Source organism: Pseudomonas citronellolis (assembly GCF_900112375.1).
Taxonomy (GTDB): domain Bacteria; phylum Pseudomonadota; class Gammaproteobacteria; order Pseudomonadales; family Pseudomonadaceae; genus Pseudomonas; species Pseudomonas citronellolis.
This window is the reverse complement of the sequence record NZ_FOLS01000009.1, coordinates 33,304-54,398: the sequence shown is the minus strand read 5'-3', so window position 1 is coordinate 54,398 and position 21,095 is coordinate 33,304. Positions and strand designations below refer to the sequence as shown.

The 21,095-nt window shown below is 69.0% G+C and carries 18 protein-coding genes; 7 read left to right on the top strand and 11 right to left on the bottom strand.

Annotated features, from left to right (window positions below; translation table 11 throughout):
• Window positions 1-40: 40 nt before the first annotated feature.
• Window positions 41-559 (top strand): hypothetical protein, encoded by a 519-nt coding sequence (locus BM060_RS10460; protein WP_074979798.1) that lies wholly within the window; start codon window positions 41-43, stop codon window positions 557-559.
• Between the two features lie 320 nt (window positions 560-879).
• Here BM060_RS10460 and BM060_RS10455 read toward each other — a convergent pair whose 3' ends face one another.
• The 8 genes from BM060_RS10455 to BM060_RS10420 all read right to left on the bottom strand — a co-directional run bounded on the left by BM060_RS10455 (window position 880) and on the right by BM060_RS10420 (window position 12,806).
• Window positions 880-2,706, bottom strand: coding sequence for a long-chain-acyl-CoA synthetase (locus BM060_RS10455; RefSeq protein WP_074979796.1), 1,827 nt, complete (start codon window positions 2,704-2,706; stop codon window positions 880-882).
• A gap of 216 nt (window positions 2,707-2,922) precedes the next feature.
• Window positions 2,923-3,744, bottom strand: coding sequence for an SDR family oxidoreductase (locus BM060_RS10450; protein ID WP_074979794.1), 822 nt, complete (start codon window positions 3,742-3,744; stop codon window positions 2,923-2,925).
• A gap of 337 nt (window positions 3,745-4,081) precedes the next feature.
• The gene (gene atuF, locus BM060_RS10445; RefSeq protein WP_074979792.1) at window positions 4,082-6,070 is read right to left on the bottom strand and encodes a geranyl-CoA carboxylase subunit apha; all 1,989 of its coding nucleotides are present in this window, start codon (window positions 6,068-6,070) and stop codon (window positions 4,082-4,084) included.
• A 100-nt stretch (window positions 6,071-6,170) separates the two neighbouring features.
• Window positions 6,171-6,968 (bottom strand): isohexenylglutaconyl-CoA hydratase, encoded by a 798-nt coding sequence (atuE, locus tag BM060_RS10440; RefSeq protein ID WP_074979790.1) that lies wholly within the window; start codon window positions 6,966-6,968, stop codon window positions 6,171-6,173.
• 117 nt (window positions 6,969-7,085) lie between these two features.
• The gene (gene atuD, locus BM060_RS10435) at window positions 7,086-8,246 is read right to left on the bottom strand and encodes a citronellyl-CoA dehydrogenase (protein ID WP_074979789.1); all 1,161 of its coding nucleotides are present in this window, start codon (window positions 8,244-8,246) and stop codon (window positions 7,086-7,088) included.
• 157 nt (window positions 8,247-8,403) lie between these two features.
• On the bottom strand, window positions 8,404-10,020 hold the full coding sequence (gene atuC / locus BM060_RS10430; protein WP_074979787.1) for a geranyl-CoA carboxylase subunit beta: 1,617 nt from the start codon (window positions 10,018-10,020) through the stop codon (window positions 8,404-8,406).
• A 3-nt stretch (window positions 10,021-10,023) separates the two neighbouring features.
• The gene (locus BM060_RS10425; protein WP_074979784.1) at window positions 10,024-10,899 is read right to left on the bottom strand and encodes an SDR family oxidoreductase; all 876 of its coding nucleotides are present in this window, start codon (window positions 10,897-10,899) and stop codon (window positions 10,024-10,026) included.
• 110 nt (window positions 10,900-11,009) lie between these two features.
• Window positions 11,010-12,806 (bottom strand): acyclic terpene utilization AtuA family protein, encoded by a 1,797-nt coding sequence (locus BM060_RS10420; RefSeq protein WP_074979782.1) that lies wholly within the window; start codon window positions 12,804-12,806, stop codon window positions 11,010-11,012.
• Between the two features lie 222 nt (window positions 12,807-13,028).
• Here BM060_RS10420 and BM060_RS10415 point away from each other — a divergent pair, with 222 nt between their 5' ends.
• Window positions 13,029-13,652 (top strand): TetR/AcrR family transcriptional regulator, encoded by a 624-nt coding sequence (locus tag BM060_RS10415; protein WP_210147037.1) that lies wholly within the window; start codon window positions 13,029-13,031, stop codon window positions 13,650-13,652.
• On the opposite strand, the gene BM060_RS10410 is transcribed toward BM060_RS10415, so the two are convergent.
• Window positions 13,653-14,417, bottom strand: a complete 765-nt coding sequence (locus tag BM060_RS10410) for a CPBP family intramembrane glutamic endopeptidase (RefSeq protein WP_009621524.1) — start codon at window positions 14,415-14,417, stop codon at window positions 13,653-13,655.
• Window positions 14,418-14,525: 108 nt separating this feature from the next.
• Window positions 14,526-14,699 carry a DUF2897 family protein gene (locus tag BM060_RS10405; protein WP_074979780.1) on the bottom strand — a complete coding sequence of 58 codons (174 nt, stop codon included), beginning with the start codon at window positions 14,697-14,699 and terminating at the stop codon, window positions 14,526-14,528.
• A 194-nt stretch (window positions 14,700-14,893) separates the two neighbouring features.
• Here BM060_RS10405 and BM060_RS10400 point away from each other — a divergent pair, with 194 nt between their 5' ends.
• From BM060_RS10400 to pyrF, 3 genes are all read left to right on the top strand, one after another.
• Window positions 14,894-16,195, top strand: coding sequence for a sensor histidine kinase (locus tag BM060_RS10400; protein ID WP_074979777.1), 1,302 nt, complete (start codon window positions 14,894-14,896; stop codon window positions 16,193-16,195).
• Between the two features lies 1 nt (window position 16,196).
• Complete coding sequence (locus BM060_RS10395) at window positions 16,197-17,156, top strand: response regulator (RefSeq protein ID WP_074979774.1); 960 nt, start codon at window positions 16,197-16,199, stop codon at window positions 17,154-17,156.
• An 89-nt stretch (window positions 17,157-17,245) separates the two neighbouring features.
• Complete coding sequence (gene pyrF, locus BM060_RS10390; RefSeq protein ID WP_074979772.1) at window positions 17,246-17,944, top strand: orotidine-5'-phosphate decarboxylase; 699 nt, start codon at window positions 17,246-17,248, stop codon at window positions 17,942-17,944.
• A gap of 718 nt (window positions 17,945-18,662) precedes the next feature.
• Here pyrF and BM060_RS10385 read toward each other — a convergent pair.
• Window positions 18,663-19,106 (bottom strand): multidrug/biocide efflux PACE transporter, encoded by a 444-nt coding sequence (locus BM060_RS10385; RefSeq protein WP_074979770.1) that lies wholly within the window; start codon window positions 19,104-19,106, stop codon window positions 18,663-18,665.
• 114 nt (window positions 19,107-19,220) lie between these two features.
• Between BM060_RS10385 and BM060_RS10380 the strand changes: the two genes are divergently transcribed.
• Both BM060_RS10380 and BM060_RS10375 read left to right on the top strand, forming a co-directional pair.
• Complete coding sequence (locus tag BM060_RS10380; protein ID WP_074979768.1) at window positions 19,221-20,081, top strand: LysR family transcriptional regulator; 861 nt, start codon at window positions 19,221-19,223, stop codon at window positions 20,079-20,081.
• 94 nt (window positions 20,082-20,175) lie between these two features.
• Window positions 20,176-21,093 carry an AAA family ATPase gene (locus BM060_RS10375; protein WP_009621537.1) on the top strand — a complete coding sequence of 306 codons (918 nt, stop codon included), beginning with the start codon at window positions 20,176-20,178 and terminating at the stop codon, window positions 21,091-21,093.
• The last annotated feature ends 2 nt before the right edge of the window (window positions 21,094-21,095 follow it).

The window sequence follows — 21,095 nt, the reverse complement described above, 5'->3', positions numbered from 1 at the left end:
GGCGAGGATGACGCGCCCCTGGCCATTTGCCTGCCCCGTGATGTTGCGACGCTTCGTTCTGCTGACCCTCCTGCCGCTGTTGCTGAGCGCCTGCGGCGATGCCGACAAGGCGCCACCGGCCAAGGCCGAGGCGCCCGCGGTGGCGCCTGCCGCCCCGGCGCCCGAACCCGCGGCGCCCCCCAGGCCGGCGCCCGCCGCCAGCGCGAAGCCGGCCGCGCCTAAAGCGGAACTGGGCAAGCCCCTGGCCCCCGAGCGCCTGCCGGTGGCCGACGCCAAGCCGAAGAAAGCCGCCGAACCCAGCGTGAACAAGCCGCTGCCGCCCTCCAAGCTCGACCTGCGCCTGCCCAGGGACGTGCTGCACGGCCTGGAGCCGGGCCGCGCCCTGCGCGAGGACCTGGACAAGCCGCTGCTGCCGCCGATGTTCGAGGAGAAGGAGAGCCCGTTCCAGGTGGGTGGCCGGTTGATCCAGCGGGAGCGGGGGGAGCGTAGCGATCCCAGTGACGACAGCTGGCATTCGGAGATTCGTGGGGCGGAGGTGCAGTTTCAGTTTCGGAATTGAGTTGGGGGGGGGCTTTTCGTAGGAGCGAGCTTGCTCGCGAATGGTGTTTCCCGGCGGTTCTGGTGCTGGCCCTGGAGAGCGCCCTCTCCCTAACCCTCTCCCTGAAGGGAGAGGGGACCGTTGGGCATAGGCTGATGTTCTGGAGTCAGCCGGCAGCATCGAAAGTTACTGGCTGAAACCTGGCCTCCTCTCGGCACGGACAAGCCCCCTCTCCCTTCAGGGAGAGGGTTGGGGAGAGGGGACGGACTTCGACATCGCTCCGGAGTGGGGCTTGACTCGGTTGTTCGCGAGCAAGCTCGCTCCTACGAAAGAAAAGACCGTCAGAACCGATGTTCCCCGCGCTGGATCGCCCCGAACACCTCCTCATCCAGCAGCCGATAATCCACTTCCCCCGGCAACCGCACGAACAGCGCCTCGCCAACCTGCCGCGGATCGAACCCGGCGCTCTTCAGGTCGGCCTTCTTGTACTTGAAGGTCCCCGTGGTCTCCACCTGCTGCAGCAGGCGCAGGAACAGCGGCACGGCATAGGCCGGCAGCTCGCGGTCCAGGTGTTCGGCCAGGGCCTGGCCGTCCAGCGCCTGGCCGGGCGCCAGGCGTAGCGCGGCCATGCCGCAGCGGCCGTCGGTGCCGGGGATCTCCACGCCGTAGACCACCGCGTCTTCCACGCCGGGGAAGGCGCCGAGGACGTTTTCCACCTCGGTGGTGGAGACGTTCTCGCCCTTCCAGCGGAAGGTGTCGCCCAGGCGGTCGACGAACTGGGTGTGCTTGAAGCCCAGGTCGCGCATCAGGTCGCCGGTGTTGAACCAGGCGTCGCCCTGCTTGAACACGTCGCGGTAGATCACCGCCTGGGTCTTGGCCGGGTCGGTGTAGCCGTCGAACGGCCACTTGTCGCTGATCTCGCTGATCAGCAGGCCCGACTCGCCCTTGCCGACCTTCTCCATGAAGCCCTTGGCGTCGCGCAGCGGGCGGTCGTTCTCCAGGTCGTAGCGGACGATGGCGTAGGTGGCCGGGGAGAAGCCCACGGTGTTGTCGAAGTTGAAGACGTTGGTGAAGCCGATGTTGCCTTCGCTGGCGGCATAGAACTCGGTGATCCGCTCGATGCCGAAGCGCGCCTTGAACTCGCCCCAGATGGACGGGCGCAGGCCGTTGCCGATCATGCAGGTCAGGCTGTTGTCGCGCTCTTCCTCGCAGGCAGGCTGGTTGAGCAGGTAGCGGCACAGTTCGCCGATGTAGCCGAAACAGGTCGCGTTGTAATGGCGTACGTCCTTCCAGAAGGCCTTGGCGGAGAACTTGCGGCGCAGGGCGATGGCCGCGCCGCCGGCCAGCACCGCGCTCCAGCACACGGTGACGGCGTTGTTGTGGTAGCAGGGCAGGGTCAGGTAGAGCACGTCTTCGCGGCCCAGGCCCAGGCCGGAGTGGCCGAAGCCGCCGTAGGCCTTGATCCAGCGCCCGTGGCTCATGATCGAGGCCTTCGGCAGGCCGGTGGTGCCGGAGGTGTAGATGTAGAAGCAGGCGTCCTTCAGGCGCACCTGGGTGGTCTCGGCCAGGTTGTCGGAGGCCTGGGACTGCGCCAGGCGCATCAGGTTGGCCCAGCCCGCCGGGGCCTGGCCGGGGTCGCGCAGGGTATCGTCGTCGGCCACCCAGTACAGGCGTTCGGCGCCGCCCTGCAGGTTGGCGCGGACTTCGTCGAAGGCCTCGCGCAGTTCCTCGCCGACCACGAAGTGGCCGGGGCTGACCAGGTTCAGGCTGTGGGCCAGCACCTGGCCGCGCTGGGTGGTGTTGATCAGCGCGCCCACGGCGCCGAGCTTGGCCAGGGCGGCGAGGGTCACCAGCAGTTCGGCGCGGTTCTCCAGCATCACCGCGACCACGCTGCCGTGCTTCACGCCCTCGGCCTGGAAGGCGCGCGCCAGGCGGTTGGCCCAGCCGTTGAACAGGGCGTAGGACAGGCGCCGCGGGCCTTCCAGCAGGGCCGGGGCGTCCGGGTACAGGCGCGCCGCGCGCTCCAGGGCCCAGCCCAGGGACAGGTTCTTCTCGCGGTTGCGGATGCCGGTGTAGTAGAGCCCGCGCAGCATGCGCGGCACGCGCCCGAGGGTGGCGGGCAGGTGGGCGATGAAGCGGGTGGGGGTGATCAGGTCGGCATGGCTCATTGACGCGGGCCCTTGTTGTCGTTGTTGTCTGGCGTGTGCACGCCCGTTCGACTCTAGGACGCTGGCGAGGCTGGGGCTATGACCTTGGCGCGCGCGCCGCCGGGCAGTTCGGCAAACCGGGCAGGGCTCTTCGTAGGAGCGAGCAGGCTCGCGAACGAGCCCCGCTGCGGAATCGGTTCGCGAGCAAGCTCGCTCCTACAGGGACGGCACGTAGCCTCAATCCAGGAACAGATCGGGCACCAGCGGCCCGCCCTGCGGATCGAAGCGGTATTGCTCGAAGTCGCTCACGCCCTGTTCGCGGAGGATGTCTTCGTCGATCAGCAGGCGCCCGCTGATGCTGCGGCCCGTGCTGCCGAGGATGGCGTGGGCGGCGTCGGCCATGATCGCCGGGGTGCGGGCGCGCTTGAAGGCGTCGCGGCTGCCCAGTTCGAACTCGATGGCGGCGGTGGCGATCATGGTCTTCGGCCACAGGGCGTTGACGCTGATGCCGTACTTCCTGAACTCCTCGTGCATGCCGAGGGTGAGCATGCTCATGCCGTACTTGGTGACGGTGTAGGGGCCGTGCTGGGCGAACCATTTTTCCGCCAGGTTCAGCGGCGGCGACAGGCTGAGGATGTGGCCCTGGCTCTGCTTCAGGTAGGGCAGGGCGGCCTGGCTGCAGACCATCACCGCGCGGGTGTTGATCTGGAACATCAGGTCGAAGCGCTTGGGCTCCAGGCGCTCCACGCCCACCAGCTTGATGGCGCCGGCGTTGTTGACCAGCCCGTCGATGCCGCCGAAGTGCTCGGCGGCGCGGGCCATGGCCTCGCGCACGGCGTTCTCGTCGCGCACGTCCAGCTGCAGGGCCAGGGCCTTGCCGCCGGCGGCCTCGACTTCCTCGGCGACGCTGTGGATGGTGCCGGCCAGCTTGGGATGGGGTTCGGCGCTCTTGGCCGCGATCACGACGTTGGCGCCGTCGCGCGCGGCGCGCAGGGCGATCTCGCGGCCGATGCCGCGGCTGGCGCCGGTGATGAAGAGGGTCTTGGCGTTCAGGGACATGGTTTGGCTCCGTGTTCTTGTTGTGTTCGGACTGCACTTGTAGGAGCGAGCTTGCTCGCGAATGGGGTTTCCCGGCGGTTCTGGTGCGTTGGGTTGACTTCGTTCCCTCTCCCCAGCCCTCTCCCTGAAGGGAGAGGGGGCCTGTTCGTGCCGAGAGAAGGTATGGTTTCAGTCGGTAATCACTGTGCTAGCCGGCTAACGCCGAACTATCAGCCTCTGCCCAACGGTCCCCTCTCCCTTCAGGGAGAGGGTTAGGGAGAGGGCGCTCTTCAGGCCCAGCACCGAAGCCACCAGCAGAACCCCCTTCGCGAGCAAGCTCGCTCCTACGAAAAGCGTTTCAGGCGTCTTCGGCTTCCACTTCCACCAGCAACTGGCGGCTCTTGACCTGTTCGCCCTTGCTCACCTGGATGCGGCGGATAATGCCGTCGACCCCGGCCTTGAGCGGATGTTCCATCTTCATCGCCTCCAGCACGAGCAGCAGTTGGCCCTTGCTGACCCGCGCGCCTTCGCTGACCAGCACGTCGACGATGGCGCCATCCATCGGCGCCTTGACCGTACCCGACGCCGCGCCGCCCTGGGCGCCGGCGGGCTCGTGGGTGACGTCGCGCAGTTCCAGGTTGCCGCCGGCGCCGTACAGCCAGACGCGTTCGCCCAGGGTGTGATGGGCGATGCGTCGGCGGATGCCGTTGACCTCGGCGACCACCCAGCGCTCGTCGATGGCGATCAGCCACAGCGCCACCACCGATTCGCCGATGTAGGCCAGCAGCTTGGGTTGCGCGCCGGGCTCCAGCACGTCCAGTTCCACCGCGTGCTTCTGCTCGCCGTCGTGCAACTGGTAGCGCCAGGGCAGGCTGCCGGCGTTGCGCCAGCCGGCCAGGCCGCCCTGGTGCGCGCGGGCGCTGGCCGAGGCCTGGTAGAGCAGGGCGGCGGCCAGGGCCAGTTCTGCGGGCTGCGGCGCTTGCGGGCGCAGGCTGGGGTCGTCGGCGAAGTGTTCGGCGATGAACGCCGTGGTGGCGTTGCCGGCGGCGAATTCGGGGTGCCGGAGCAGGTTGGCGAGAAAGCGCTGGTTGGCCTTCACGCCGAGCAGCACGCAGTCCTCCACGGCGCGCACCAGCTTGCGTCGGGCCTCGTCGCGGGTGGCGCCGTAGGCGATCACCTTGGCCAGCATGGGGTCGTAGAAGGGCGTCACCGCCTGGCCTTCCACCAGGCCGTGGTCGATTCGGATGCCGTCCAGCAGCTGCGGCTCCCAGCGCAGCACCTCGCCGGTCTGCGGCAGGAAGCCGTTGCCGGCGTCCTCGGCGTACAGGCGCACCTCGATGGCGTGGCCGCGCAGCTGGATTTCCTCCTGCTTCAGCGGCAGCGGCTGGCCCTCGGCCACGCGGATCTGCCAGGCCACCAGGTCCTGGCCGGTGACCAGCTCGGTGACCGGGTGCTCGACCTGCAGGCGGGTGTTCATCTCCAGGAAGTAGAAGGCGCCGCTGGCGTCCAGCAGGAACTCCACGGTGCCGGCGCCGATGTAGTTCACCCGCGCGGCGGCCTTCACCGCCGCCTCGCCCATGGCCTGGCGCAGTTCGGCGCTCAGCACCGGGCAGGGCGCTTCTTCGATGACCTTCTGGTGGCGGCGCTGCACCGAGCAGTCGCGCTCGCCGAGGTAGACGAGGTTGCCGTGGCTATCGCCGAATACCTGGATTTCCACGTGGCGCGGGCGGATCACCGCTTTCTCCAGGATCAGTTCGTCGCTGCCGAAGGCGTTCAGCGCCTCGGAGCGCGCGGTGCGCAGCTGCGCGGCCAGCTCGTCCGCCGCTTGCACCAGGCGCATGCCGCGGCCGCCGCCGCCGGCGCTGGCCTTGATCATCAGCGGGTAGCCGATGCGCTCGGCCTCGCGGGCCAGGGTGGCGTCGTCCTGCTCGGCGCCTTCGTAGCCGGGGATGCAGGGCACGCTGGCTTCGAGCATGGCCAGCTTGGACAGGCGTTTGCTGCCCATCAGGTGGATGGCTTCCACGCTGGGGCCGATGAAGACGATGCCGGCGGCCTCGCAGGCGTGGGCGAACTCGGCGTTCTCCGAGAGGAAGCCGTAGCCCGGATGCACGGCGCCGGCGCCTGTGCGGCGCGCGGCGTCGAGGATGGCGGCGGCCTTCAGGTAGGACTGGCCGACCGGCGCCGGGCCGATGCACACGGCCTCGTCGGCCAACTGCACGTGGCGCGCCTCGGCGTCGGCCTCGCTGTACACCGCCACCGTGCGGTAGCCCAGGGCCTGGGCGGTGCGGATCACCCGGCAGGCGATCTCGCCGCGGTTGGCGATGAGGATCTTGTCGAAGCTGGGCATGGATGTGCTCCTGCTGGCTTGGGTGCTGGTCGTGGGTTCCCGCGTTCGCGGGAATGACGGGGGATGTTCCGTCATCCTCGCGAATGCGGGGAGCCAGCGACTACTGTGCCCAGTTGGGTTTGCGTTTCTGCACGAAGGCCAGGGTGCCTTCGGCGCCTTCCGCGCCGGTCACGGCGGCGGCGAACTGTTTTGCGGCCTCGTCCAGCAGCGGGCCCAGGGCCTCGGTCTCGGTGGCCAGCAGCAGCGCCTTGGTCTGCGCGTTGGCGCCGGGGGCGCAGCGGCGCACCTGCTCCAGGCATTCCGCCAGGCGCTGGCCGAGCGCATCGGCGCTGGCTTCGCTGAAGTGCACCAGGCCCAGGCGCAGCGCCTCGCGGCCGTCGAAGCGGGCGGCGCTGAGCGCCAGGCGGCGGGCCTGGGTCAGGCCGATGCGCTTGACCACGAAGGGGGCGATCTGCGCCGGTAGCACGCCGAGGCTGGTTTCCGGCAGGCCGAACTGGGCGCCGTCGGCGGCGATGGCGATGTCCGACACGCAGGCCAGGCCGAAGCCGCCGCCGAGCACCGCGCCTTCCAGCACCGCGACCAGCACCTGCGGCTGCGCCTGGGCCTCTTCCAGCAGGCCGCCGAAGGCGCGGTTCAGCGCGGCGTAGGCGTCCGGGCCGGCGGCGCGGGCGCCGGCCATGTCCTTGATGTCGCCGCCGGCGCAGAAGTGCCCGCCGGCGCCGCGCAGGACGATGGCGCGCACTTCGCGTTCATCGCGCACCGCGGCCAGCACCGCGTGCAGTTCGCCGACCATGGCCAGGCTCATGGCGTTGCGGCTGTCCGGGCGGTCGAGGGTGACGTGCAGCACGCCGCCTTCGCGTTCCAGCAGCAGGGTTTCGCAGTTCGGCAATTCGCTCATGCCGGAATTCCTCGTCGATTCATCGTCTTTGCTTTTCGTAGGAGCGAGCTTGCTCGCGAACGCTTCCGCAGCGGGGCCGGTTCGCGAGCAAGCTCGCTCCTACGAGGGCGAAAGCGCTCAGCTCTTTTTCTTGCCCGGCAGGGTGCCCATCAGCTTGCAGATGATGCCGAGCATGATCTCGTCGGCGCCGCCGCCGATGGACACCAGGCGGGTGTCGCGGTAGGCGCGGGAGATCGGGTTCTCCCACATGAAGCCCTGGCCGCCCCAGTACTGCAGGCAGGCGTCGGTGACCTCGCGGGCCAGGCGGCCGACCTTGAGCTTGGCCATGGAGGCCAGGCGGGTCACGTCCTTGCCGCGGATGTACTGCTCGGTGGCCTGGTAGGTGAGGGCGCGCAGGCACTCGATCTCGGTCATCAGCTCGGCCATGCGGAAGTGGATGACCTGGTTGTCGATCAGCGCCTGGCCGAAGGTCTTGCGCTCCTTGCAGTAGTCGATGGTGGCGTTGACGCAGTACTCCATGCCCTTGATCCCGCTGGCCGCGCCGAACAGGCGTTCCTCCTGGAACTGCAGCATCTGCATCATGAAGCCCGCGCCCTCGGCGCCGATGCGGTTGCGCTGCGGCACGCGCACGTCGTCGAAGAACACCTGGGCGGTCTCCGAGCTGCGCATGCCGAGCTTGTCCAGGTGCGGGCTGACGCTGATGCCCTTGCTCTTCATCGGCACCATGATCAGCGACTTGTTGACGTGGGGCTTGTCGTCGGAGGTGTTGGCCAGCAGGCAGATGAAGTCGGCCGACGGCGAGTTGGTGATCCACATCTTGCTGCCGTTGATCACGTAGTCGTCGCCATCCTTGCGCGCGGTGGTCTTCAGCCCGGCCACGTCGGAACCGGCGCCGACCTCGGAGACGCCGATGCAGCCGACCATCTCGCCGGCGATGGCCGGACGCAGGAATTCCTCGCGCAGCTCGTCGGAGCCGAAGCGGGCCAGGGCCGGGGTGCACATGTCGGTCTGCACGCCGATAGACATGGGCACGCCGCCGCAGTGGATGGTGCCGAACTCTTCGGCGGCGACCACCGAGTAGCTGTAGTCCAGGCCCATGCCGCCGAATTTCTCCGGCTTGGAGATGCCCAGCAGGCCGAGGGCGCCGGCTTTCTTGAACACTTCGTGGATGGGGAAGCGGCCGTCCTTTTCCCATTGGTCGACGTAGGGGTTGATCTCCTTGTCGACGAAGTTGCGGACGGTGCGGCGGAGTTCTTCGTGTTCCTGGGTGAAGAGCATTTTTGTTGTACTCCTTGAGCCTTGTCTGGTTCCCCACCTCTGGCCCTCTCCCCAACCCTCTCCCTGAAGGGAGAGGGGGCTGTCCGGAGTGGCCGGGTGGTCCGTTGCATGCCGGGTTGCTTTGGCGCCCTCTCCCTTCAGGGAGAGGGCGCCTGTATCAGAACCTCGCTACCCCGAAACTGTTGCCCTTGAGCGGCCGTACCGCCGCCTCCGCGCAGATGTCCAGCAGATAGCCCAGCAGCCGGCGGCTGTCGCGCGGGTCGATCAGCCCGTCGTCCCACAGGCTGGCGGTGCCGTAGAGCGCGGTGGACTGGGCGTCGAGCTTCTGCGCGGTCATCTGTTCGAGCATGTCGAGCATCTTCGCGTCGGCTTCCTTGCCCTCCTTGGCGTGCTTTTCCTCGGTGACGATGCGCAGCACCTTGCCGGCCTGGGCGCCGCCCATCACCGCGGTGCGGCTGTTCGGCCAGGCGAAGATGAAGCGCGGGTCCAGGCCGCGGCCGCACATGGCGTAGTTGCCGGCGCCGTAGGAGCCGCCGACCACCAGGGTGAGCTTGGGCACCGTGGCGTTGGCCACCGCCTGGATCATCTTCGAGCCGTGCTTGATCACGCCCAGGCGCTCGGACTCGGTGCCGACCATGAAGCCGGTGGTGTTGTGCAGGAACAGGATCGGCGTGTTGCTCTGCTCGCATAGCTGGATGAACTGCGCCGCCTTGGCCGCGCCCTGCGGGGTGATCGGGCCGTTGTTGCCGATCAGGCCGCAGGCGTGGCCTTCGATGTGCAGGTGGCCGCAGACGGTCTGGGCGTCGAATTCGTTCTTGAAGGCGAGGAAGCGCGAACCGTCGGCGATGCGCGCGATGATCTCGCGCACGTCGTAGGGCTTGCGGGCGTCCGCCGGGACCACGCCGAGCAGTTCCTCGGCCGGGTACAGCGGCTCGTCCCACTGCCTTGCCGGGCGCGCCGGCAGCTGGGCGTTCCACGGCAGGGCGGCGAGGATTTCGCGGACCAGGCGCACGCCGTCGGCGTCGTTCTCGGCCAGGTACTCGGCGGTGCCGGCGACCTGGGCGTGCAGTTCGGCGCCGCCCAGTTCCTCGTCCGTGGCCACCTCGCCGGTGGCGGCCTTGAGCAGCGGCGGGCCGGCGAGGAACATCTTGGCCTTGCCGCGCACCACCACCACGTAGTCCGACAGCCCCGGCTGGTAGGCGCCGCCGGCGGTGCTGGAGCCGTGCACCACGGTGACCTGCGGGATGCCGGCGGCCGACAGCCGCGCCTGGTTGGCGAAGCCGCGGGCGCCCTCGACGAAGATTTCCGCCGCGTAGTTGAGGTTGGCGCCGCCGCTCTCGGTCAGGGCCACCAGCGGCAGTTTGTTCTCCAGCGCCACCTGCTGCAGGCGCAGGGTCTTCTTCAGCCCGGTGGGCGAGATGGTGCCGCCCTTGATCGCGCTGTTGCTGGCGCTGACCAGACAGCGCACCCCGGCCACGTAGCCGATGCCGGAGATGATGCCGCCGCCGGCCTGGGTGCCGTCCTTGTCGTCGTGCAGCTTGTAGCCGGCCAGGGAACAGAGTTCGAGGAAGGGCGCGCCGGGGTCGAGCAACAGGTTCAGGCGTTCGCGCGGCAGCAGTTGGCCGCGCTTGTCGAACTTGGGCTTGGCCTCGGCGGCCTTGTCCAGCACCTTCTGTTCGACCTCGCGGAAGCTCGCCACGGCGGCCAGCATGGCCTCGCGGTTGCGGGCGAAGTCCTCGCCCTGGGTGTCGATTTCCGACTGGATCAGCGGCATGGCTTACTCCTGGTCCTTCAGCACGTCGGGCAGGTAGGCGCGGTGGAAGCCGTTGTAGGAACGGCTCTGTCCGGGCTTGGCCTTGCTCAGTGGGAAGGCACGGCTGCCCTGGCTGGCGGCGCCGTCGATACGGATGGTGTTGCCGCTGATGAAGGCGGCGCCGGGGGAGAGCAGGAAGACGATGGCGGAGGCCACTTCCGACTCGGTGCCGATGCGCTTGAGTGGCACGTGCTCGCGCAGGGTCGGGATCACCGCCTTGAAGGCGCCCTCGTAGGTGTCCATGCCGCTGGAGGCGATCCAGCCCGGCGCCACGGCGTTGACCCGCACCCCGGCGTGGCCCCACTCGACGGCGGCGGTCTTGGTGAAGTTCTCCATGCCCGCGCGGGCGGCGCCGGAGTGGCCCATGCCGGGCATGCCGCCCCACATGTCGGCGAGCATGTTGACGATGCTGCCGCCGTGCTTGCTCATGCTCTGGTTGAACACTTCGCGGGCCATGAGGAAGCCGCCCACCAGGTTGGTGCGCACCACCGCCTCGAAGCCCTTGAGGTTGATCGAGGCCAGCGGCGCGGGGTATTGGCCGCCGGCGTTGTTGACCAGGTGGTGGATCGGCCCGCGCTCGACGAGCACTTGCGCCACCAGTGCCTTCACCGCCTCCTCGTCGCGGATGTCGCAGCTGTGCCAGTTGGCGCTGCCGCCGTCCTCGACGATCTCGCCGGCGGTCTTCTCCAGCTTCTCGGCCTTGCGCCCGACCAGCACCACATGGGCGCCCAGGGCCGCCAGCTCATGGGCGGTGCAACGGCCGATGCCGCTGCCGCCGCCGGTGACGATTACAGTCTGGCCGGCGAACAGGCCGGGCTTGAAGATCGAGTCGTATGCCATTGTTCTTGTCGTCCTGCTCAAGCGTTCGTTCTTGTCGTAGGAGCGAGCTTGCTCGCGAACCAACCCGGCAACGCAACTGCCGGGAAATCCATTCGCGAGCGAGCTCGCTCCTACGAAGAGCTGAGTTGATCGGCGATGTGTTTTGGCACCGCCACCGGGAATTCCAGCAACTGCTGGGCGAAGGCCTTGCCCTGCGGGTCGATGCGCAGGCTGGCCACGCCGCCGCCGCCCAGGGCGTGCTCCAGCAGGAAGTTCAGGCTGTGGCTGGCCGGCAGGTACCAGCGGCTGACGCGGCCCAGCTGCGGGTCCAGCACGTGCTGCATCCACTCGGCCACCGCGCCCTCGCTCAGCGCCTCGGCGATCCACGGCAGGTACTCGGGCTTGCGCGCCATCACGCCGATGTTGCTGTGGTCGCCCTTGTCGCCGGAGCGCGCCACCGCCAGCTTCACCAGCGCCACGCTGGCCGTGGCCTGGCCGTTGGCGGCCGGGGCTTGCGCGGCCTCGGCCAGGTCCGCCGGGTCGAAGTGCTCCAGCTGCGGCAGGACGACGGCATGGCTGTCCTCGCCGATGCGCACCGCCAGTTGGCAGCGCGCCTTGTCCACCAGGAAGGAGAACAGGCGGATCACCGGGTACACCGTGGGCCGCCCGCCGACGATGCCGGTCAGGCCCGGGGCCATGCCGGTGGCGGCCTGGGCGATCTCGCGGGAGAACAGCACCAGCGCCTCCTTGCGGGCGTGGCGCACGGCGAGCTTGACCACGATCTCGCGGCTGTCCTGGCGGCGGCCGTGGGGGCCGTAGGTGGCTTCGCTGCCGAGCAGCTCGATGCTGGTTTCGCGGTAGGGGCCCCAGCCGCGTTCGGCGAACATTTCCTCTGTCCTGGCGATGATCGCCCGGCTCACGCGCTCGGCCTTCCGTACCGCGTCGATGCCGGCGATCAGGCAACTGGCGGTGCAGCGGAAGCCGTCGGGGTAGGTGGCGCTGACCTTGTACTGGCCGGTGGGCGGCAGGCCGCGGGCGCCGCTGAGGGCGACGCGGTCGGCGCCGGCCTGGCGCAGTTGCACGCCGGTGAAGTCGCAGACCACGTCGGGCAGCAGGTAGGCGCGCGGGTCGCCGATCTCGTAGAGCATCTGCTCGCCGACGCTCAGCGGGGTGACCAGGCCGCCGGTGCCCTGCGGCTTGGTGACTACGAAGTCGCCGTTGGCCTGCACTTCGACGATGGGGAAGCCGATGTGCTCGTAGTCCGGCACGCTCTCCCAGTCGGTGAAGTTGCCGCCGGTGCACTGCGCGCCGCATTCGATGATGTGCCCGGCCAGCGCGGCCTGGGCCAGTTTGTCGTAGTCGTTCCAGGCCCAGCCGAACTCGTGCACCAGGGCGGCGCTGACCACCGCGCTGTCCACCACGCGGCCGGTGATGACGATGTCCGCGCCCAGCGCCAGCGCTTCGACTATGCCGGGCGCGCCCAGGTAGGCGTTCATCGACACGCACATCGGCGGCAGCGGCGCGCCGCTGAACATTTCCACGGTCCCGGCCTTGGCCAGTTCGCCGGCCTGGGGCTGCAGGTTGTCGCCTTCCAGCACGGCGATCTTCAGCTGCACCCCGGCCTTCTCGCAGGCGGCCGCCAGGGCCTTGGCGCAGGCCTGCGGGTTGACCCCGCCGGCATTGCTGACGACGCGGACGCGCTTGCCGGCGATCTCGCCCAGCAGCGGCGCCAGCACTTCGACGAAGTCGGTGGCGTAGCCCGCCTCGGGGTTCTTCAGGCGCGCGCCGGCCATGATCGACAGGGTGATTTCGGCCAGGTAGTCGAACACCAGGTAGTCCAGCTCGGCGCCCTTCACCAACTGGGCGGCGGCGCTGCAGGTGTCGCCCCAGAAGGCCGAGGCGCAGCCGATGCGTACGGTCTTGGTCATTGTTCTGCCCGTGACGGTCGAGAGGTGTTTCGACATTACCAAGCAAGCGCTTGGTTGAAAAGAGGGCATAAGCGCCAGACAACCCAACCAAGTGATGGCCAAGCGCTTGCTTGGTTGCCGCCGCAGGCATACATTTCACCTGTATGCACAAGTACTTGCGTGGCGATCATGGAATCGCCCTGAACAGTGGCGGCCGGATGGCGGACGAGGGGAGAGCAGAGCGTGGATGACCAGAAAGCGCGCGAAGTGATGCTGGAGCTGGTGGCGAACGGGCAGGTCACCGACCCGGAGAGCGCCCGCGGCAAGCTGCTGCAGACCGCTGCCCACCTGTTCCGCGCCAAGGGCTACGAACGCACCACGGTGCGCGACCTGGCCGGCGCCGTGGGCATCCAGTCCGGCAGCATCTTCCACCACTTCAAGAGCAAGGACGAAATCCTGCGCTCGGTGATGGAGGAGACCATCCTCTACAACACCGCGCTGATGCGCGCCGCCCTGGCCGACGCCGAGGATTTGCGCGAGCGCCTGCTGGCGCTGATCCGCTGCGAGCTGCAATCGATCATGGGCGGCACCGGCGAGGCCATGGCGGTGCTGGTCTACGAGTGGCGCTCGCTGTCGCTGGAGGGCCAGGCCTACATCCTCGGCCTGCGCGACATCTACGAGCAGATGTGGCTGGACGTGCTCGGCGAGGCGCGCGCCGCCGGCTACTGCGAGGGCGACCCGTTCATCCTGCGGCGTTTCCTCACCGGCGCGCTGTCCTGGACCATGACCTGGTTCCGCCAGGACGGCAGCATGACCCTCGACGACCTGGCCGAGCAGGCCCTGCTGCTGGTCTACAAGGCCGCCTGATCAGCCCAGGCCCAGGTGCAGCGGGTAGCTCAGCAGCAGCAGGTGCACGCTGTTGACCACCCCGTGCAGCAGGATGGGCACCAGCATGCGCCCGCTGAAGTGCAGCGCCAGGCCGTAGCCGAGCCCGGCGATGCCGGCCACCACGGCGAACTGGCCGCTGAAGGGCAGGTGCGCCAGGCCGAACAGCAGGCTGCTGACAATGATCCCGGCGGGGGCGCCCAGGCGCTCCACCAGCGAGGTCTGCAGCAGGCCGCGGAAGATCAGTTCCTCGGTCAGGGCGATCACCGCGAAATTCACCAATAGCCAGATCCACAGTCCGTCGGGCCATTTCGGCCGCCACACCACCAGGCCCAGGGCGGTGGCCAGCAGCGGCACGGCGAACAGGGTGGCGACCACGGTGATGCCGGCATAGTCCGGCGAGGCCCCCGCCAGCGGCGGCCGGCGCAGCCACCAGGCGAGCAGGGTGACGCCGGCCAGCGCCTTGTCCCAGGACAGGCGCAGCGCGTAGGCCGGGGCGTCGGCGGAGAGCTGCCGCGGCGGCCAGAGCGTCCACGACTGGGTGCCGGGCAGCAGGTGCGCGGCCAGGGCGAAGCTCGCCAGCAGGCACACCGGCCACCAGAGCAGCCAGGGCAGGCGTTGTTCGCCGTAGAGTGTCCAGGCGACGAAGAGTGCGCCTATCAAGAGCCCCAGGGGTTGGACGAATCCGAGGGCGAAACCGCCGAGCAGGAGCAACCCTGGCAGCAGCGGGAGTAGCTTCCTGAGCATCGTGTCCTCCATCCACCGGCCGCAGTCTAGGCAATTCGCCCAGCCTGATCCATGCCTGCGGCGGTGAATGAGGGAAATGACCTCGGGCGCCGGGGCGGCCGGCGGCGCTCAACGCTTGTCGTCGCGGGCGTCCTGGGCGTCCATTTCGGCGTTGCGCTGATGGATGCGCTTGAGCTGCTCCTCGGTCAGCGGCAGCTTGCGGGCGCTGTCGCGCAGCAACAACAGGCCGCCGAGGATGGAGCCCAGGGCGAGGACGATGATCAACCAGGCGTACCAGGGCATGGCGTTCTCCTTGGGATGCGAGCTTTCACCATAAACCCGCGCGCCCGGCTTGTCAGTGCGTGGCGGTTTTCGGACGCAGGCTTGTTGCCGGCGTATGACCTTCCCGTGAAGGATGCGTGGCGCGCGACCGCTGTCACATGATGGCAATCTGGACCTGATTGACTGGCGGGCATTTCAGCCAGCGGAGTCCGCCGATGACCACCAGCGCCCTGCACGCACTCCTGCGCGCCGTGGAACCGCTGCAGGCGCAGATGAGCCTCAGCGACGTCGCCGACCGCCTGCTCACCGCCGAGCACCGCGCCTTCCTCTCGCTGCCGGTGGTGGATGGGCAGGGCCGCCCGCTGGGTCTGATCAGCCGCTACATGCTGCAGGACATCTTCATGCAGCGCTTCGGCCGCGACCTCTGGGGCCGCCGCCCGGTCAGCGAGATGATGAACGCAAGCCCGCTGCGGGTGGACATCGAGTGGAGCCTGGAACAGGCGGCGCAGCAGGTCACCGCGCAACTGAAGTACCCGATCACCGAGGACTTCATCCTGGTCGACGGCGAAGGCGCCTACCTGGGCCTGGGCACCGTGCTCGACCTGCTCAAGGCCATGGAGGCGCGCATCGCCCAGCGCAACCGCGTGCTGCGCAAGGCCCTGGTCGACCTGCGGGAATCCCAGGCGCAGCTGGTGCAGTCGGAGAAGATGGCTTCCCTGGGGCAGATGGTCGCCGGCGTCGCCCACGAGCTGAACACCCCGCTGGGCTACGTGCGCAACAACCTCGAACTGATCCGCGAGCAGCTCCTGCCGCTGCTGCAGCTGGCCGAGAGCCAGGCCGAGCTGGCGGACTGCCTGAACGACGCGGCCTGCGACGAGGCGCGCCTGGCCCGCGCCCTGCAAACCGCTGGGCAGGCCCGTGCGGAGGCGCCCCTGGAGCAACTGCTGGGCGACCTCGACCAGCTGTTCGGCGACACCACCTACGGCCTGGCGCAGATCGGCGAGCTGGTCGGCGGGCTCAAGGACTTCGCCCGCCTGGACCGCGCCATGAGCGAGGAGGTGGACCTCAACGAGTGCGTGAAGAGCGCGCTGCTGATCGCCCGCAACAGCATCAAGGACAAGGCCGAGATCATCCGCCAGCTCGGCGAGCTGCCGCCCATCGCCTGCGCGCCCTCGCAGATCAACCAGGTGCTGCTCAACCTGTTCACCAACGCCGCCCAGGCCATGGACGGCTACGGCCACATCCACGTCAAGACCTGGGCCGACGAGGTGGCGGTGTACGTCTCGGTGCAGGACAACGGCAAGGGCATGCCCGCCGAGGTGCTGGCGCGCATCTTCGACCCCTTCTTCACCACCAAGCCGCCGGGCCAGGGCACCGGCCTGGGCCTGTCGATCAGCTACAAGATCGTCCAGGACCACGGCGGCAGCATCCGCGTCGCCTCCGAGCCGGGGCGCGGCACGCGATTCCTCATCCGCCTGCCGCGCGCGCAGGCCAGCGACCTGAAACGGAGTGCCTGACATGACCCAGCCGCTCAAGGCCCTGCCGCAGTCCGGCCAGGCCCAGCCCACCGGCCTGACCCGCATCCTCTTCGTCGACGACGAGGAGCGCATCCTGCGCAGCCTGGCGATGCAGTTCCGCCGGCACTACGAGGTGCTCACCGAGTCCGACCCGCGGCGCGCCCTGGAGCGCCTGCGCAGCGAGCCGGTGCAGATCCTCGTCAGCGACCAGCGCATGCCGCAGATGAGCGGCGCCGAGCTGCTGGCCCGGGCCCGCGAGATCGCCCCGGACTGCCTGCGCATCCTGCTCACCGGCTATTCCGACCTGGACGCGGCGGTGGAAGCGCTGAACAACGGCGGCATCTTCCGCTACCTGACCAAGCCCTGGGACCCGCAGGAAATGGCCTTCACCCTGCGCCAGGCGGCGGAGATCGCCGGGCGCCAGGCCGCCGCGCCCGACCTGCAGGCCATCAGCCGGCTGGCCGCGCCGCTCAACGTATTGCTGCTGGACGACGACGCCGACACCCTGGCCTGCGTCGGCGACTTCTGCGCCGCCGGCAACCACCAGTTGCACCGCGCGCGCAACCTGGCCGAGGCGCTGCTGCGGCTGAACGCCGAGCCCATCGACATCCTGGTCAGCGACCTGAAGCTCGCCGGCGAGGACACCGCGCCGCTGCTCAAGTCCCTGGCCCAGGCCCACCCGCGCCTGCTCAGCCTGGTGGTGACGCCGTTCCGCGACACCCAGGACCTGCTGGCGCTGATCAACCAGGCGCAGATCTTCCGCTACCTGCCCAAGCCGATCCGCCGCGGCCTCTTCGAAAAGGGCCTGAAGGCCGCCGCCGAACAGGCCCAGCTGTGGCGCGCGCAACCGCAGCCGCAGGTGGCGCGCCTGGCCGAGGCGCCGCGCGAGGAGCGCGAGCGGGAGAAGGTCGGCAGCCTGCTGGGCATGCTCGGCCGCCTGCGCGAGCGCCTGAGCGTATAGGACGGGCAACGCGTCGCCGGAAGCTGCCGGCGGCGGCGCTTTCTGCGACAATGCGCGGCGTTTTTCAGAATCCCCCCGCGAGAGAGCCCATGTCCGTCTGCCAGACCCCGATCATCGTCGCCCTGGATTTCCCCACCCGCGAGGCCGCCCTGGCGCTGGCCGACCAGCTCGACCCGAAACTGTGCCGGGTGAAGGTGGGCAAGGAACTCTTCACCAGTTGCGCCGCGGGTATCGTCGAGACGCTGAACGGCCGTGGCTTCGAGGTGTTCCTCGACCTGAAATTCCACGACATCCCCAACACCACCGCGATGGCCGTGCGCGCCGCCGCCGAGATGGGCGTGTGGATGGTCAACGTGCACTGCTCCGGCGGCCTGCGCATGATGGCGGCCTGCCGCGAGACCCTCGACGCCTTCGATGGCCCGAAACCGCTGCTGATCGGCGTGACCGTGCTGACCAGCATGGAGCGCGAGGACCTGGCCGGCATCGGCCTGGACGTCGAGCCCCAGGAGCAGGTGCTGCGCCTGGCTGCCTTGGCAGAAAAGGCGGGAATGGACGGCCTGGTCTGCTCGGCCCAGGAAGCCCCGGCCTTGAAAGCCGCGCACCCGGCCCTGCAACTGGTCACCCCGGGCATCCGCCCGGCCGGCAGCGCCCAGGACGACCAGCGCCGCATCCTCACCCCGCGCCAGGCCCTGGACGCCGGCTCCGACTACCTGGTGATCGGCCGCCCGATCAGCCAGGCCGCCGACCCGGCCGCGGCGCTGGCGGCGATAGTCGCTTCCCTGGCTTGAATGAGGGGCTGTTCGTGCCACCGGGGTGTCCGGCGTGGTTGATGAACCAATCGCGGACGGAGTCCGCTCCTACGTCCGTGCTTCCCTGAACCCATCCTACGAAAAGCCGAGCTTCCTGGAACCGTAGGAGCGGACTCCGTCCGCGATTCTGACTTCCAGAGAAACCTCCGAGCGCACCGGAACGCCCCTTCAGAAGGCCGAGCGAAACCGGCGCTCAGGAGGTCATGCGACATGGATGTCGCGAGAGCCCCGCGGGCTACAGGGACGTACCCTCGGGGGGGGGCGCCTAGTTCGGGCCTCCGTGGCGGGGGAATTCGTGAGGGTAGCCCGACTCCGTCGGGCCCGTATGTGGGGCAAGCCTTTTTGGTTCCTTTTTGCGGGGGTGGCCTTCCACCGTTTGACAAAAGGGACTCGCCCGAGGGGGCGAAACAAGAAACATCCGAGCACGCCGAAGCGGCGCAAACACACCCAAACAAGAAGTCTCTGGGTTATTCCCCTTCGGGCCAGCGCAAGCGCTGTTCGCGATGGAGCCGCGTCCCGCGTTCGCGGGAGTGACGGGGTTGGGAGGATGACGCCGGACCAACAAGCCACTCAGGACAGCCCCCTCTCCCGCTTGCGGGAGAGGGTTGGGGAGAGGGCGCTCTTAAGCCCAACACCACAGCCCCCGGCAACCCCCATTCGCGAGCAAGCTCGCTCCTACAAGTGCCAAGCCCCCCCCTCAACGCACCAAAACCTCCCGCGGCCGCTCCACCCACCGCGCCCGCAGCGCGTCATACCCCCAGTTGAAGGCAATGGTGTACGGCAGGAAAAACAGAATCAGCCCGATATCCAGCACAAACGCCTCCACCAGACCGATACCCAGCCACCAGGCCGCCAGCGGCACCAGCATGAAGATCAGGCCCAGCTCGAACAGCGAGGCGTGCAGCACGCGCACCGGCAGGGTGCGGGCGAACTGCAGGCGCCGCTGGGCGCGGTCGAACAGGGTGTTGTAGACCATGTTCCACAGCGTGGCGATCAGCGAGAACATCAGCGTCAGAGCGCCCATGTGGCCCAGCGGCTGGTCCATCAGCCAGGCCAGGGTCGGGGCGCAGATGGCCAGGGCGATGAATTCGAAGAGCAGGGCGTGGAACAGCCTTTCCTTCAGCGTCTTTTGCATGCTCATGGGTTTTCTCCAGATAAAGAGGGGCCCCACCGGGCCAGCTGGCGGCTATTCTCATCGGTTGAAGGGTTGTTTCGAAGTTGGCTAGCATCGGCAAAACCGATGGACGAGGCCCCCATGCAATATTCCCCCGAATCCCTCCAGGCCTTCGCCGAGGCCGCCTGCCTGGGTTCCTTCAGCGCCGCCGCGCGCAAGCTGGGCAAGAGCCAGTCCACCGTCAGCGAGGCCATCGCCCGCCTGGAGATCGACCTGGGCCTGGAGCTGTTCGACCGCAGCGCGCGCCAGCCGAAACTGACCGAGGCCGGCAAGGCCCTGCTCGGCCGCGTCGAGGAAGTGCTGATGGCCAACGACCGCCTCGGCCAACTGGCCGGGCAGCTCTCGGCGGGGATGGAGCCGCGGTTGACCCTGGCGATGTCCGACACCTACCAGTCCGAACCCTTCGAGACACGCCTGGCGGAAATCGACCGGCACTTCCCGGACATCGAGTTCGAATGGCTGATCGCCGAGCACGGCGACGTCATCGACCTGGTCGGCCAGGGCCGCGCTTCCCTCGGCCTGCTCGCCGCGCAGCCGAACTACCCGCCGGACATCGGCTCGGCCACCCTCGGCGAATGCGCCGAGTTCGGCCTGTTCGTCAGCCGCGCGCACCCGCTGGCGCAGCTGGAAAAGGTCGAGCGCAGCGACCTGCTGGGCCACCGCAACCTGCGCCTGAACACCTTCATCGACGACGCCGAGCCGCCCCTGGGCGGGCGCTTCTGGTCGGCGCCGACCTACCTGCTGCTGCTGGACATGGCGGTGCTCGGCTTCGGCTGGGTGGAGCTGCCGACCTGGATGAACCAGCGCTTCGCCAACGGCCGCCTGCACCCGCTGCAGGTGCCCGGCTGGCCGCGCAGCGTGGCGGTCGACGTGGTCTGGTCGCGGCAGCGCAGCCTGGGCCCGGCGGCGCGCTGGCTGGTGCAGCGGCTGCTGGCCAGTTGAGCCGGCCCCGTCACAGTTTGTGGCCAAGCGGCCTGTTCGCTGCCGCGGCGGGCCAGTAGGATCGGACTTTTCGTCTGCATGGCACGAGGTGAGGATGCGCGGCAAGCTGGAGCAATGCCTGGAAGCGGTGGACCGGATCCTGCTGGGCAAGCAAGTCCAGGTGCGCCTGGCCATGACCTGCCTGCTGGCCCGCGGGCACCTGCTGATCGAAGACCTGCCGGGGATGGGCAAGACCACCCTCAGCCACGCCCTGGCGCGGGTGCTGGGGCTGAGTTTCCAGCGCATCCAGTTCACCTCCGACCTGCTGCCCGGCGACGTGCTCGGCACCTCGGTGTTCGACAAGGACACCGGGCAGTTCGTCTTCCACCCCGGGCCGATCTTCGCCGAGCTGGTGCTGGCAGACGAGATCAACCGCGCCACGCCCAAGGCGCAGAGCGCGCTGCTGGAGGCCATGGAAGAGGGCCAGGTGACCATTGAGGGCGCCACCCGGCCGCTGCCCGAGCCCTTCTTCGTGATCGCCACGCAGAACCCGGTGACTCAGGGCGGCACCTTCGCTCTGCCCGAATCCCAGCTCGACCGCTTCCTCATGCGCCTGTCCCTGGGCTACCCGGGGCGCGCGGCGGAGAAGGCCCTGCTGCTGGGCGAGGCGCGGCGCGACCTGCTGCCGCGGCTGGAGCCGATCCTCACCCCCGACGAGCTGGCGGCGCTGCAGGCCGAGGTGCCGAAGGTCCACGTCAGCGACGCCCTGGTCGACTACGTGCTGCGCCTGGCCGAGGCCACCCGCAGCCAGCCGGCCTTCGCCCTCGGCCTGTCGCCGCGCGGCAGCCTGGCGCTGCTTGCCGCGGCGCGCGCCTGGGCCCTGCTGGCCGGGCGCGACTACGCCATCCCCGAGGACGTCCAGGCGGTGCTGCCGTCGGTGGCCGGGCACCGCCTGCGCGACCAGGCCGACCCTTCTGGCCACGGCGGCGGCGCCCTGGTGCAGTGGCTGCAGCGCGAAGTCCCGGCGCTGTGAAC

Excerpts from the sequence above, each read along its gene's own strand:
- BM060_RS10450 (WP_074979794.1), bottom strand. The coding sequence starts at position 3,744 with ATGTCCCTGAACGCCAAGACCCTCTTCATCACCGGCGCCAGCCGCGGC.
- BM060_RS10420 (WP_074979782.1), bottom strand. The coding sequence starts at position 12,806 with ATGACCAAGACCGTACGCATCGGCTGCGCCTCGGCCTTCTGGGGCGAC.
- BM060_RS10380 (WP_074979768.1), top strand. The coding sequence starts at position 19,221 with ATGCAATATTCCCCCGAATCCCTCCAGGCCTTCGCCGAGGCCGCCTGC.
- BM060_RS10405 (WP_074979780.1), bottom strand. The coding sequence starts at position 14,699 with ATGCCCTGGTACGCCTGGTTGATCATCGTCCTCGCCCTGGGCTCCATC.
- atuE (WP_074979790.1), bottom strand. The coding sequence starts at position 6,968 with ATGAGCGAATTGCCGAACTGCGAAACCCTGCTGCTGGAACGCGAAGGC.
- BM060_RS10395 (WP_074979774.1), top strand. The coding sequence starts at position 16,197 with ATGACCCAGCCGCTCAAGGCCCTGCCGCAGTCCGGCCAGGCCCAGCCC.
- BM060_RS10400 (WP_074979777.1), top strand. The coding sequence starts at position 14,894 with ATGACCACCAGCGCCCTGCACGCACTCCTGCGCGCCGTGGAACCGCTG.
- BM060_RS10385 (WP_074979770.1), bottom strand. The coding sequence starts at position 19,106 with ATGAGCATGCAAAAGACGCTGAAGGAAAGGCTGTTCCACGCCCTGCTC.
- atuD (WP_074979789.1), bottom strand. The coding sequence starts at position 8,246 with ATGCTCTTCACCCAGGAACACGAAGAACTCCGCCGCACCGTCCGCAAC.
- BM060_RS10455 (WP_074979796.1), bottom strand. The coding sequence starts at position 2,706 with ATGAGCCATGCCGACCTGATCACCCCCACCCGCTTCATCGCCCACCTG.
- BM060_RS10460 (WP_074979798.1), top strand. The coding sequence starts at position 41 with ATGTTGCGACGCTTCGTTCTGCTGACCCTCCTGCCGCTGTTGCTGAGC.
- BM060_RS10410 (WP_009621524.1), bottom strand. The coding sequence starts at position 14,417 with ATGCTCAGGAAGCTACTCCCGCTGCTGCCAGGGTTGCTCCTGCTCGGC.
- pyrF (WP_074979772.1), top strand. The coding sequence starts at position 17,246 with ATGTCCGTCTGCCAGACCCCGATCATCGTCGCCCTGGATTTCCCCACC.
- BM060_RS10425 (WP_074979784.1), bottom strand. The coding sequence starts at position 10,899 with ATGGCATACGACTCGATCTTCAAGCCCGGCCTGTTCGCCGGCCAGACT.
- BM060_RS10375 (WP_009621537.1), top strand. The coding sequence starts at position 20,176 with ATGCGCGGCAAGCTGGAGCAATGCCTGGAAGCGGTGGACCGGATCCTG.
- atuC (WP_074979787.1), bottom strand. The coding sequence starts at position 10,020 with ATGCCGCTGATCCAGTCGGAAATCGACACCCAGGGCGAGGACTTCGCC.
- atuF (WP_074979792.1), bottom strand. The coding sequence starts at position 6,070 with ATGCCCAGCTTCGACAAGATCCTCATCGCCAACCGCGGCGAGATCGCC.